Annotated in this window: 7 protein-coding genes; all 7 read right to left on the reverse strand. The window is 65.9% G+C overall.

The window, feature by feature from the left end; translation table 11 throughout:
- Nucleotides 1-177: 177 nt before the first annotated feature.
- Nucleotides 178-3,972, reverse strand: coding sequence for a multifunctional oxoglutarate decarboxylase/oxoglutarate dehydrogenase thiamine pyrophosphate-binding subunit/dihydrolipoyllysine-residue succinyltransferase subunit (locus CH302_RS16495; protein WP_082323634.1), 3,795 nt, complete (start codon nucleotides 3,970-3,972; stop codon nucleotides 178-180).
- A gap of 110 nt (nucleotides 3,973-4,082) precedes the next feature.
- Nucleotides 4,083-7,943, reverse strand: a complete 3,861-nt coding sequence (locus CH302_RS16500; RefSeq protein WP_371828440.1) for an ABC transporter ATP-binding protein — start codon at nucleotides 7,941-7,943, stop codon at nucleotides 4,083-4,085.
- Between the two features lie 132 nt (nucleotides 7,944-8,075).
- Nucleotides 8,076-8,846 carry an ABC transporter permease gene (locus CH302_RS16505; protein ID WP_037190341.1) on the reverse strand — a complete coding sequence of 257 codons (771 nt, stop codon included), beginning with the start codon at nucleotides 8,844-8,846 and terminating at the stop codon, nucleotides 8,076-8,078.
- On the reverse strand, nucleotides 8,843-9,883 hold the full coding sequence (locus tag CH302_RS16510; RefSeq protein WP_037190340.1) for an ABC transporter ATP-binding protein: 1,041 nt from the start codon (nucleotides 9,881-9,883) through the stop codon (nucleotides 8,843-8,845). Before CH302_RS16510 ends, CH302_RS16505 begins: the two co-directional genes overlap by 4 nt.
- 121 nt (nucleotides 9,884-10,004) lie before the next feature.
- Entirely contained in the window at nucleotides 10,005-10,844 is an 840-nt protein-coding gene (locus CH302_RS16515; RefSeq protein ID WP_037190339.1) for an LLM class F420-dependent oxidoreductase, read from the reverse strand.
- A gap of 42 nt (nucleotides 10,845-10,886) precedes the next feature.
- Nucleotides 10,887-11,606: a hypothetical protein gene (locus tag CH302_RS16520; protein WP_037190338.1), complete on the reverse strand. Its 720-nt coding sequence runs from the start codon at nucleotides 11,604-11,606 to the stop codon at nucleotides 10,887-10,889.
- Nucleotides 11,607-11,653: 47 nt separating this feature from the next.
- On the reverse strand, nucleotides 11,654-12,670 hold the full coding sequence (locus CH302_RS16525; RefSeq protein ID WP_094649984.1) for a glutathione S-transferase family protein: 1,017 nt from the start codon (nucleotides 12,668-12,670) through the stop codon (nucleotides 11,654-11,656).
- Nucleotides 12,671-12,690: the final 20 nt, after the last annotated feature.

Genomic DNA, 12,690 nt, shown 5'->3' on the forward strand with positions numbered 1-12,690 from the left:
CCCTTGCACTCCTAAGACGTATGCAGGGGTCCATTCACGCAGCCGCTGACTCTGCGTGAATGGACCGTTGCACAGCTCAGACGTATGCAATGGTCCATTGACGCGGAACGGGGAGCCCAGCAACGACAACAGCGGCCCACTTCCGAAGAAGTGGGCCGCTGTTGTTATCGAGTGTTTCTAGCCTTCGCCGACTGCGTTGAAGGCCTCGTCGATGATTTCGAGTTGCTCGACTGCGTGTACCTTGCTCGAGCCCGACGACGGGGCGGACATTGCGCGACGCGAGATGCGCTTGATGCCGACCAGCTTCTCGGGCATGAGCTCGGGCAGTGCGAGACCGAAGAACGGCCAGGCACCCTGGTTCGCGGGCTCTTCCTGGACCCAGCGGAATTCCGTTGCGTTCGGGTAGCTTTCGAGTGCTTCCCGGATGCGGCGGACCGGCACGGGGTAGAGCTGCTCCACGCGAACGATCGCGACGTCGTCGCGGTTGTCCTTCTGCTTGCGAGCGAGCAGTTCGTAGTAGAGCTTGCCGCTGACCATCAGCACTCGCTTGACCGCGCTGCGGTCACCGGTGCCGGTGTCGTAGGTGGGCTCGTCGAACACCGAGTGGAACTTGCCGTCGGTGAAGTCCTCGATGTTGCTCACTGCTGCCTTGTTGCGCAGCATCGACTTCGGGGTGAAGACGATCAGCGGGCGACGGATGCCGTCACGCGCGTGCCTGCGCAGCAGGTGGAAGTAGTTCGCGGGGGTCGAGGGGAGTGCGACGGTCATCGAGCCCTCGGCGCACAGTGTCAGGAAGCGTTCGATGCGTCCGGACGTGTGGTCGGGACCCTGGCCTTCGTGGCCGTGCGGCAGGAGCAGCACGACGTCGGAGAGCTGGCCCCACTTGGCTTCACCGGACGAGATGAACTCGTCGATGATGGACTGCGCGCCGTTGACGAAGTCGCCGAACTGCGCTTCCCACATCACCAGTGCGTCCGGGTTGCCCACCGAGTAGCCGTACTCGAAGCCGACGGCTGCGAACTCGCTGAGCGCGGAGTCGTAGACCATGAACTTGCCGGGGTTGTCGCTGCCGATGTTCTGCAGCGGCGTGTACTCGGCGCCGGTCTTGCGGTCGATGATCACCGAGTGACGCTGGGTGAACGTGCCGCGGCGGGTGTCCTGGCCGGAGAAACGGATGTTGCGTCCCTCGTCGACCAACGATCCGAGCGCCAACAGTTCGCCGAAGGCCCAGTCGACCTTGCCCTCGTGCGCCATCTCGCGACGCTTCTCGAGCACCGGCTTGACGCGCGGGTGCACGTTGAATCCGTCCGGAACGTCGAGGTGCGCATCGCCGATGCGGTGCAGCACGGCCTTGTCGACGGCCGTGGTGAGCTTGGCAGGCAACTGCTGGTCGAGTTCGACCGATTCGCTGGGCTCCGGGGTGTACTTCTCGAGTTCGCGTACCTCGTTGAAGACGCGTTCGAGCTGGCCCTGGTAGTCGCGGAGTGCGTCCTCGGCTTCCTTGAGCGAGATGTCTCCACGGCCGATGAGCGATTCGGTGTAGCTCTTGCGGACGCTGCGCTTGGTGTCGATGACGTCGTACATCGCCGGCTGCGTCATCGAGGGGTCGTCGCCCTCGTTGTGGCCGCGACGGCGGTAGCAGATCATGTCGATGACGACGTCCTTGTGGAACTTCTGACGGAAGTCCACCGCCAGCTGAGCCACCCAGGCGCAGGCCTCGGGGTCGTCGCCGTTGACGTGGAAGATCGGCGCGGCGATCATCTTCGCCACATCGGTGCAGTACTCGGACGAACGCGAGAACTCCGGTGACGTGGTGAAGCCGACCTGGTTGTTGACGACGATGTGCACGGTGCCGCCGGTGCGGTAGCCCCGCAGATCGGACAGGTTCAGCGTCTCGGCGACGACGCCCTGGCCTGCGAATGCAGCGTCTCCGTGCAGCATCAGCGGCAGGACGGAGTAGCCGCCCTGGCCGGTGCCCTTGTCCAGCAGGTCCTGCTTGGCGCGGACGAGGCCTTCGAGAACCGGGTCGACGGCTTCGAGGTGCGACGGGTTCGCGGTGAGCGAGACCTTGATGTCGTTGTCACCGAACATCTGGATGTACGTGCCCTCGGCACCGAGGTGGTACTTCACGTCGCCGGAGCCGTGTGCGGCGGCCGGGTTCATGTTGCCCTCGAACTCGGTGAAGATCTTCGAGTAGGGCTTGCCGACGATGTTGGCGAGCACGTTCAGTCGGCCGCGGTGCGGCATACCGATGACGACCTCGTCGAGGGCGTACTCGGCGCTCTGGTCGATGACGGAGTCCATCATCGGGATGACCGACTCGGCACCTTCGAGCGAGAAGCGCTTCTGCCCGACGTACTTGGTCTGCAGGAACGTCTCGAACGCCTCGGCTGCGTTGAGCTTGCTCAGGATGTACTTCTGTTGCGCCACAGTCGGTTTGACGTGCTTGGCCTCGACGCGCTCCTGCAACCAGGTGACCTGCTCGGTCTCGAGGATGTGGGTGTACTCGACGCCCACGTGGCGGCAGTACGAGTCGCGCAGAACGCTGAGCACGTCCCGCAGCTTCATCTTGTCCTTGCCGTGGAATCCGCCGACCTTGAACTCGCGGTCGAGATCCCACAGCGTGAGGTCGTGGCTGATCACGTCGAGGTCCGGGTGCATCCGGAACTTGTCCTTGGTGAACTGCAACGGATCGGTGTCGGCCATCAGATGACCGCGGTTGCGGTACGCCGCGATGAGTTCGAGCACGCGGGTGTTCTTGTCGACCGTGCCCTCGGGCAGATCCTTGCGCCAGCGAATGGGCTCGTAGGGGATCTTGAGCGAGTGGAACAGCTCGTCGTAGAACTCGTCGCTGATCAGCAGGTTGTGGATCGTCTTGAGGAAGTCGCCCGACTCTGCACCCTGAATGATGCGGTGGTCGTACGTCGAGGTCAGCGTCATGAGCTTGCCGACGCCGAACTCGGCGAGTCGCTCGTCACTGGCTCCCTGGAACTCTGCCGGGTACTCCATGGCACCTGCACCGATGATGGCTCCCTGGCCGTTCATCAGACGCGGCACCGAGTGCACGGTTCCGATTCCACCGGGGTTGGTCAGCGAGATGGTGACGCCCTGGAAGTCCTCACCGGTGAGCTTGCCGTCGCGAGCACGACGGACGATGTCCTCGTACGCGTTGTAGAACTGCGTGAACGTGAAGTCCTGCGTGTTCTTGATGGCCGCGACGACGAGGGAACGGTTGCCGTCCTTGCCGGGCAGGTCGATCGCGAGACCGAGGTTGATCGCTGCCGGAGTGACGGCGTTCGGCTTGCCGTCGACCTCGGCGAAGTGGCGGTTCATGTTCGGGAACGCCTTGACGGCCTGCACGATGGCGTAGCCGAGCAGGTGCGTGAACGAGATCTTGCCGCCGCGGGTGCGAGCGAGATGGTTGTTGATCACGAGGCGGTTGTCGACCATGAGCTTGGCCGGGATTGCACGCACGCTGGTCGCGGTCGGAATCTGCAACGAGGCGGACATGTTCTTCGCCACCGCTGCGGCAGCGCCGCGCAAAATCTTGCTCGACTCTTCACCGAACTCGGCTGCGGCGGGCTTTGCGGGAGCGGACTTCGCAGGCGCTGCCTTCTTCTCGGCAGGCTTGGCGGCAGCGGCGGGCTTCGAGGCCTCGGCCTTGGGAGCGGCGGCCTTGGGTGCTGCGGCCTTCGGCGCGTCGGTCTTGTCGGGAGCAGAGGCGGCCGGCTTGGCTGGTGGCGCGGGAGCTGCGGGAGGCGCGGACTTGGTGGAGCTACCGTTCGAGGCTGCGCCGTTGCCGGCCGCACCGTTGGATCCGGCGGTCTCGTCGGTCACGGCATCGGGGTCGTAACCGGTCAGAAACTCGTGCCAGCTCGCGTCGACGGATGAAGGGTCCTGCTTGAATCGCTGGTACATCTCGTCGACCAGCCATTGATTTTGTCCGAATTGGGTAGTAGAGCTGCTGCTCACGGCAGTAGTTCGCCTCGTTTCTGTCTTCGTTCCCGTTCAGCGCGCGTACGTGTCCAGGCTAGACCGTTGGTCCAGCTCACGTGCGTCCGGGACGTAGCTGTGATATGTACTCACCGGTAACCATCGGCCTCGTTGTCGATGACTCCTTGGACTATCGAATTATTCCCTCGGTTCGTTTCGGCTGCAGTCCACAGTTGCGCGTAGAAGCCGCCCCGCGTGCGGAGCTCCGAATGTCGACCTACTTCCACGATACGGCCGCCGTCGACCACCACGATCAGGTCTGCTCGTGCGGCGGTCGCCAAGCGGTGCGCGACGACCACTGCGGTTCGGGTCCGGGCGACGGCACTGCTGGCTGCCAGCACGGTGCGTTCGGTCGCCGGATCGAGCGTGGCGGTGGCCTCGTCGAGCAGGAGAAGGTCGGGGTCGACCAACTCGGCCCTGGCCAGTGCGATCAGCTGCCGTTGACCCGCGGACAGCCCTTGCCCGCGCTCGCCGACGGGTTGGTGCATACCGCCGCGAAGTGCAGCGATGGTGCTCAGAGCACCCACCGAGCGGGCAGCGTCCTCGATGTCGGCGCGGGTGGCGTCGGGCCTGCCGTAGGCGATGTTCGACGCGACGGTTCCGGTGAAGAGGTGCGCTTCCTGCGGTACGACGCCGAGTCGGTGGCGGTAGTCCGAGAGGCGATAGTCACGTAGATCGTGGCCGCCGACGCGCACCGATCCGGAGGTCGGATCGTAGAAGCGGGCCAGCAGTTTCACCACGGTGGATTTGCCCGCGCCGGTGCGTCCGACCAGCGCGACGGTGGTGCCGGCGGGAATCGTGAGATTTACCTCACTCAGCGCGTCGCTTTGGGCTCCGGCGTAGCGGAAACCGACGTCGACGAGATCGATGTCGGCGCGGAGACGTCCGCCAGGGAGGGCGGTGGCGTGCGCGGCGGTGGCAGTTTCGATGGAGCTGGTGGTGCGCAGCAGATCCCCGATGCGGCCGACACCGACACGTGCCTGCTGGTAACCGTCGAACACCTGCGAGAGCTGCTGGATCGGTCCGAAGAGCAGACCGAGATAGAGCACGAACGCGACGAGGGTGCCCGCGGTGGTGGTGCCGGTGGCGATCTGATGTGCGCCGACGAACACGACGACGGCGAGGGCGACGTCGGAGAGCAACGTGATGAGAGGGAAGAACACCGAGATCGCGGTCTGCGATCGCATTCGGCTCGCCCGGTAGCGGTCGGAGCGTTCGGCGAACCGGGTTGCGGCGTACTCCTCGCGCCGGTACGCCTGTGCGGCGCGCAGTCCCGTGACGTTCTCCTGGAAGTCGGCGTTGACGATCGAGATGCGCTCACGCGACGTCGAGTACGCCGCCGAGGAGATGCGCCGGAATATCACGGTGGCCACGGCGAGGGGCGGTACGACCGCCAACGCCACCAGGCCCAGAGTGGGGTCCGTGACGAGCAGGGCGGCCGCTATACCGACGACGGTCAACACGCTCACCACAGCGGTCGACGCCCCGGTCTGAATGAACGACGACAGTGCATCGACGTCGGTGGTCATTCGGGTCATGATGCGACCCGAGAGCTCACGCTCGTAGTAGTCGAGGCCGAGCCGCTGAATGTGCGCGTAGCTACGCACACGAAGACCGAAGAGGACTCGCTCGCCTGCCCGCGCAGTGATGACCGTCGTCCAACAGACGACGAACCAACTCGCCGCAGCCAACACGACGCCGATCGACGTGGCGATCCACAGCGTGTTCGAGTCTCCGCTCGCCACTCCGCTGTCCACCGCATAGCGAACGAGCGAAGGGAAGGCGATCGAGGCCAGTGAGTCCAGCGCGAGGAGCACCACAACCGCTGCGAGCAACGAGCGCACCGGGCTCAGCAGTCTGGACAGCCGAAATCCAGGGTCGGGTCGACGCAGGTCGGATCCCGATGTGCCCGGGTCCTCGGTAGCGGGAGGCAGGGCCGCGACTGCCCGGGAGATGGCCGGCGTGGGTGCGAGTGAGCCGAATGCCCCGGCCATCGCAGTTCCGTGACCACCTCCACCTCCGGGCGCGGGTGTCGCGGTTGCGCCGGGGGCGACCGTCGCCTCCGGCAGCGAATCGGGCCAGAGGGTGTCGGCGGACGGGTCCACGATCGGCTCCGCGCCGGGGGCGTCGTCGAGTTCGCCGTCGCCGCCGGCCAGGAGCGCCCGGAACAATGGACAACGCTGATCCAGTTCGTCGACCGTTCCGGTGTCGATGATGCGGCCGTTGTCGAGCACGGCGACGCGGTCGGCCAGGGTGAGGGTCGAGCGGCGATGAGCGAGAACGAGAGTCGCGCGCGTGCGGACGCCGCGCAACGCGTCGAAGATGGCGGCCTCGGTCTCGGCGTCCACGGCGGAGGTGGCGTCGTCCAGGATCAGAATTCGCGGCTCGACGAGAAGAGCGCGGGCCAGTGCGATGCGTTGGCGCTGACCTCCGGACAGGGTGAGTCCGCGTTCACCGACGAGGCTGTCGTATCCCTCGGGCAGCGCGTCGATGAAGTTGGATGCCTGCGCCAGCCGTGCCGCACGCTCGATGTCCTCCGCCGTCGCGTCGGGCCTGCCGAGCGCGATGTTGGCGGCGATGGTGTCGGAGAAGAGGAACGGCTCGTCGAACACCAGCGAGATCGCCTCGCGTAGTGACGTCGAGTCGAGGTCGTCGATATCGATCGACGTTCCGTCGGACGTCAGCGCAATCTGTCCCCGAGAGGGGCGGTAGAAGCGGGGGAGCAGCAACGCGAGTGCGGTCTTTCCCGAGCCCGCGTTGCCGACGACGGCCACCGTCTCGCCGGGCGAGATGGTCAGGTCCAGGCCGGTGAGCACGTCGCGTTCGGGCTCGAATCCGAAGGTCACCTCGGAGATACGGACCCCGAGCGGGCCGTCGGGCAACGCGACGGGTTCGGCCGGTTCCGGGTCGGACGGCTCGGTGTCGACCACCTCGTAGACGCGCTCGACGGCCGCACGGGAGAGCTGAGCCATGATCACCACCGACGAGACGGTGCGGGTCACGGCCGACAGGGTCGCGACGTAGGTGGCGAAGGCCAGGAACGTGCCGATCGTGATGTGGCCCTGCAGGGCGAGATAGCCGCCGAGGGCGATGACTCCGACGAGCCCGAGTTGAGGAATGGTGGCCATCGACGGTGCGAACCGCGAGTTGATCCTGGCCGATCGCATCCGCTCGGCGAACAGCGTGCGCCCCAGTGTCTCGATGCGATCCACCGCGCGTGCTTCCTGTCCGAAGCCCTTCACCACTCGGACGCCGGTGACTGTTTCCTCGACGTGCTGAGCTAGATCGGCAGCGCGTTGTTGAGCCGACCAGGTCGCCGCGAAGAGAGTGGGCCGCATTCGGTAGACCACGATGCCGACCGCAGGAACGATGAGGACCGCGACGACCGTGAGCAGCGGCGACAGATACGCCATGACCACCAGCGCCAGCACGAACTGCAGGACGGCACCCGCCGACAACGGCACCATGGCCAGCAGCCCCTGCACCAGTTGAAGGTCGGTGATGGATCTCGAGACGACCTGACCGGTACGGATTTCGTCCTGCTTGCGCCCGTCGAGCCGCTGCAGTGACGCGAGCAGGTCGAGGCGTAGATCGTGCTGGACGTCGATCGAGAGCCGGCCGGCGAGCATACGTCGGCCGAATTGGCACGCGAACCGCACCAGACCCAACAGAGCGATGGCGGCTGCAACGGTGGCGATCTTCTCGCCGTTGCCTGCGGTCGCGTCGTCGATCGCCACTCGGGTCAGCAGCGGGAACGAAATGTCGATGACGGCCGCGATCATCGTCACGCCCAGGGCTCCCAGTGCGGTGCGGCGATGCAGCATGCACTGCGCGATCAGACGTCTGATCCATCCACGCCTGGTACTCGACGCGGGTTCTTCGCTACCGAGTGTCGACGAGCTGCGTCGGGGTGCCGCTGCACGGTCTTTCACCGCATCACTGTGTGCCATCGATTCACCACGGTAGACCCGAGTACCGACACGGTCCGCCTACGACCGCAGGGACCGGATACCCGGGTCGTTCCGCAGGCTCCACTCCCGCCCGTCCGGGTCGTTCCGCAGGCTCCACTCCTGCCGCAGACCTCAGCCGATGTCGCGGGTTCGAGCCAGGAACCAGCCGACGCCGACGAGGATCGCCGCCCACAGCGCGAGTCCGAGCGGTGCCCACGGCCACGACGCCAGGTCGCCTGCGCCGTCGAGTTGAGTCGCTGCCATCGTCGGCAGAGTCAGGTTCGACGGAAGCGCCACCGCGACCGATCCGAGCCCGACTCCGAACAGGATCAACGAGAGCAGACCCTCGCCGAACGGCAGCCAGGCAACGAGCACGACCGCAGCCCACGTCGGGGATTTGAGCAGCAGACCGAGGCCGGCGCCGATCAGCGACCACAGCACGACGGCGAGGAGGCACGACGCCACCACGCCGATGAACGCGCCGTCGAGCAGCACGGTCCGCTCGTTGAAGATCAGCAGGCAGATCAGGCTGGCCAGCAGCACCACCAGCCCGTATCCGAGGCCGAACAGCGCAGTGACGATGAGTTTGGCGGCGATCACTCCGTCTCGGCCGCGAGCGGTGAGGAAGCTGGTGGTGATGGTCTGGTGGCGGAATTCGGTTCCGGTGTTGACGGCACCGAAGATGCCTGCGAACAGAATTGCGGCACCGGCGGCGACGTACAGGCCGATCGAGGCGACCCCGCCCGAGATATCCAGGTCTTCCTCGAACTCGCCCAACTGGTTCGCGATCACCGACGTGATGACGGAAGCGAAGATTCCGACGACGAGCGGTGCGATCGCCAGCGCCCACCAGAATTTCAGTGTCGTGACCTTGCGGATCTCCGACGTCAGCAACGCGTTCATCGCGGACCCCCGTTCCAGTTCTGCGGCGCACCGTAACCGGGCGGCGGGCCGTAGCCCTGGTGGTGACCCGGCGGCGGGCCGTAACCATGCGGCGGCCCGCCGTACGGATTCTGCTGAACGGGTGCAGCGTTGTACTGACCCGCGGTCATCGACAGGAACACCTGCTCGAGGTCGACGTGTTCACCGGTGGTCCCGAAAATCGTCACCTGGGCGTCGGCAGCGATGCGAGCGATCGTTGCCGCGTCGGTACCGGCGACGCCGATGCGTCCGTCGGGCAGCAGTTGGCTGTCGTTGAATCCATTCGATGCCAACGCCAATGCCAATGCCGCGGGGTCCGATGCGGCCACGAGTACACGGCTCGGACGCGTCGATCGCAGTTGCGCGATGGATCCCTGGTAGACGAGTGCACCGGCGCTGACGATCACCAGATTGTCGACGGTCTGCTCGATCTCGCGCAGGATGTGACTCGACACCAGCACGGTGCGTCCCGACGCGGCGAATGCCTTCAGGAAGTCGCGCAGCCAGGCGATGCCCTCGGGGTCGAGACCGTTCGCGGGTTCGTCGAGCACGAGGATTTCCGGATCCCCCAGCAGCGCGGTTGCCAACGTGAGGCGTTGACGCATGCCGAGGGAGTAGCCGCCCGCGGCGCGGTCGGCGGCGTCGCCGAGGCCCACCAGGTGCAGCACGTCGTGTGCGCGACTGTCGGGTACGCCGATCGCGGCGGTGTAGATCTTCAGGTGATGTGCAGCGCTGCGCTTGGGGTGCAGGCTCAGCGAGTCGAGGACGGCTCCCACCGTGCGAGCCGGATGGGTTGCCGTGCGGAACGGAACGCCGTTGACGAGGCCGACGCCGGAGGTGGGTGCAACGAGCCCGAGGAGCATGCGCAGTGTCGTCGATTTACCCGATCCGTTGGGGCCGAGGAATCCGGTGACGGTTCCGCGTGGAACCGCGAAGCTCAGGTCCGAGACCGCGCGAACGGTACCGAACTGCTTGGTCAGTGCGTGCGCTTCGAGCGCTGCTCCCGAGTAGCTGGTCATCCGTGCGCACTCCCCCTCACCGTGAAACACCTCGTGTACCGGCTGCGCGCGGCAACCGGTACACGAGGCTACGGGGTGTGACCGACATCCGGGCCGACCACTCGCACACGAGCCCTCCGCGTCAGCGATGCAGCGCGGCGGCGATCTCTCGGTAGGTCTCGAGTGGATCGGCCATGTCGGGTAGAGAGTGCAGTGTCACGTGCGATGCACCAGCGTCGAGGTGCTCGTACAATCGTGCTGCGATCGCGTCGGCCGTGCCGTGCGCAACCAACGCGTCGATCAGTCGGTCGCTGCCGCCGTCGCCGATCTCCTCGTCGGAGTAGCCGAGTCGGTTCAGGTTGTTGGTGTAGTTGCGCAGATGCAGGTACGGGTTGTTGACCGGTGGCCGGCCGATCGAGCGGGCCTTCTCCGGATCCGACTCGAGGACCACCTTGTGCTCGGGTGCCAGAATCTTGTTCGGGCCCAGTGCTTCTCGCGCTTCGCGGGTGTGCTCGGGAGTCGTCAGGTAAGGATGCGCACCTGCAGTGCGGTCGGCCGCCAGCGCGAGCACCTTCGGGCCGAGAGCCGCCAGGACGCGTCGTTCCACCGGGACCCCGGCCTCGTCGAGAGCGTCGAGGTACGCCACCAGAGCGTCGTACGGCTTGGTGTATTCCTGCGTCGCCTCCGGGTGGCCTGCGCCGATGCCGAGGACGAAACGGCCCGGGTGCTTGCTCTCCAACCGGTGATACGACGCCGCGACGTCGGCCGCTGCGTCCGACCAGATGTTGACGATGCCGGTTGCGACGACGACGGTCTCGGTGGCGTCGAGTATCTCCTCGGTGGTGGTCAGATCCGCAGGCGGCGAGCCGCCGAGCCAGATCGTTCCGTAGCCGAAGGACTCGATCGCCCGGGACAGTTCGGGAGTGAATGCCGAGTGCAGTCGCCAGACGCCGTACGTGCCGAGTTCAGGTGTGGAAGTCATGCTCGTGTCAACGCGTCCGACTCGTGAAGATTCCGTGAGCGCTCATTCGTCCGGCTCGATGATGCGATTCTCCGGGAACCGGGCCGGTGGTGGACCGAACGCGTCGCGGGCGTTCTTGATGACACCCTTGCCGACCGCGCGGTTGCCTGCGCCACCGATCGCCGCACCGATTCCGGCGGGCAGCATCTTGCCGACCAACAGCGCGCTGCGCTTGGCGAGGTACTTGGTGATGAACTTCTTCACCAGCGACTTGTTCATCGTCGCCATCGAGCCGCCCGGGATACGGGAGGTGATCAGCGGGCCCCAGTTCTTGGCCGTCTTGCCGACTGTTCGTTGCACGATCTGCATGCCCGATTCTCCGAGCGCGACCGACAGCACCAGAGCGCGCCGTTGCTGGTGGTTCTCGACGGGAATGCCGTGCACGGACGCGACCGAGAGTGTCAGCAGCGCCGAGGACTCGATGAAGAACGCGGTTTCGGCACCCACCGCGGCGAGCGAGGCGGCGGTCCCGACGCCGGGGATCGCCGCGGCACCGCCCACCGCCGAGCCGCTGCCGGTGACCGCCAGCAGGAACCGCTTCTCGAGGCGTTCGATGATCTGTGCCGGGGTGTCGTACGGGTGTGCTCGACGCACGTGCGCGACGTACTTGTCGACGGCGGGTCCCTGCAGGCGGCTGGCGTTGTCGAGAATGTTGACCAGCGCGCGTTCGAGCTTGCCTCCGCCCCCGATCTCGACCTGTGCGTCGTCCTTCTTGCCTGCCATCGATCTCTCTTTCGGTTGCGAGTGTGGTGGCCGGTCGATCCGCAGGGTCAGCGCACCCAGTGATCGGGCGGAACGAGCTCGTCGGGCTTCGGCGGTGGGGGAGCGGTGCCGTCGCCGAAGGGTGATCCTCCCAGGGATTCGCGACCGTGGGGTTCGAGCCAACCGGTCAGGTCCGGGCCCTTGGGCACGATGCCCGACGGATTGATGTCGGTGTGCACCTCGTAGTAGTGCCGCTTGATGTGGTCGAAGTCGACGGTGTCGCCGAATCCGGGAGTCTGGAACAGGTCGCGTGCGTAGTTCCACAGCACTGGCATCTCGCTGAGCTTGCTCCGGTTGCATTTGAAATGGCCGTGATAGACGGGATCGAAGCGCACGAGCGTGGTGAACAGTCGCACGTCGGCCTCGGTGATGTAATCACCGACCAGGTAGCGCTGTGTCGACAAGCGTTCGACTAGCCAATCGAGGCGGGCGAACAGTCGGTCGTAGGCCTTGTCGTACGCCTCCTGGGAGCCGGCGAATCCGCAGCGATAGACGCCGTTGTTGACGTCTCGGAACACGAGATCGGCAACCTCGTCGATCTCGCCGCGCAGCGCCTCGGGGTACAGATCCGGGGCTCCGTCGCGGTGGTACTGCGTCCACTCGGTCGACAGGTCGAGGGTGATCTGTGGGTAGTCGTTGGTGACGACCTCACCGGTGGGGACGTCGACGATGGCAGGGACGGTGATGCCGCGCTCGTAGTCCGGGAAGCGGGCGAAGTACGCGTCCTGCAACCTCTGGATCTGCAGAACGGAGTCGACGCCGCCCGGCTCCTCCTGGAAGTTCCAGCTGCGCGGGTCGTGCGTGGGTCCCGGAATGCCGAGGGACAGCACATCTTCGAGCCCGAGCAGTCGACGAACGATGATGGACCGATGCGCCCACGGGCATGCGCGTGCGGCGATCAGTCGATATCGACCGGGCTCGACCGGGTAGCCGTCCCGGCCGTCCGCGGTGATTCGAGTCGGAATGTAATTGGTGTCGCGCGTGAATTCTTTACCCGGCTTCACGTAGGCGGCATCGTCGGCCATGCTGTTCACTCCTCGCATCG

This window comes from Rhodococcus sp. 15-2388-1-1a, assembly GCF_002259145.1.
Lineage (GTDB): Bacteria > Actinomycetota > Actinomycetes > Mycobacteriales > Mycobacteriaceae > Rhodococcoides.

Coding starts and splice junctions, on each gene's coding strand:
- CH302_RS16500 (WP_371828440.1), bottom strand. CDS start 7,943: ATGGCACACAGTGATGCGGTGAAAGACCGTGCAGCGGCACCCCGACGC.
- CH302_RS16505 (WP_037190341.1), bottom strand. CDS start 8,846: ATGAACGCGTTGCTGACGTCGGAGATCCGCAAGGTCACGACACTGAAA.
- CH302_RS16510 (WP_037190340.1), bottom strand. CDS start 9,883: ATGACCAGCTACTCGGGAGCAGCGCTCGAAGCGCACGCACTGACCAAG.
- CH302_RS16515 (WP_037190339.1), bottom strand. CDS start 10,844: ATGACTTCCACACCTGAACTCGGCACGTACGGCGTCTGGCGACTGCAC.
- CH302_RS16520 (WP_037190338.1), bottom strand. CDS start 11,606: ATGGCAGGCAAGAAGGACGACGCACAGGTCGAGATCGGGGGCGGAGGC.
- CH302_RS16525 (WP_094649984.1), bottom strand. CDS start 12,670: ATGGCCGACGATGCCGCCTACGTGAAGCCGGGTAAAGAATTCACGCGC.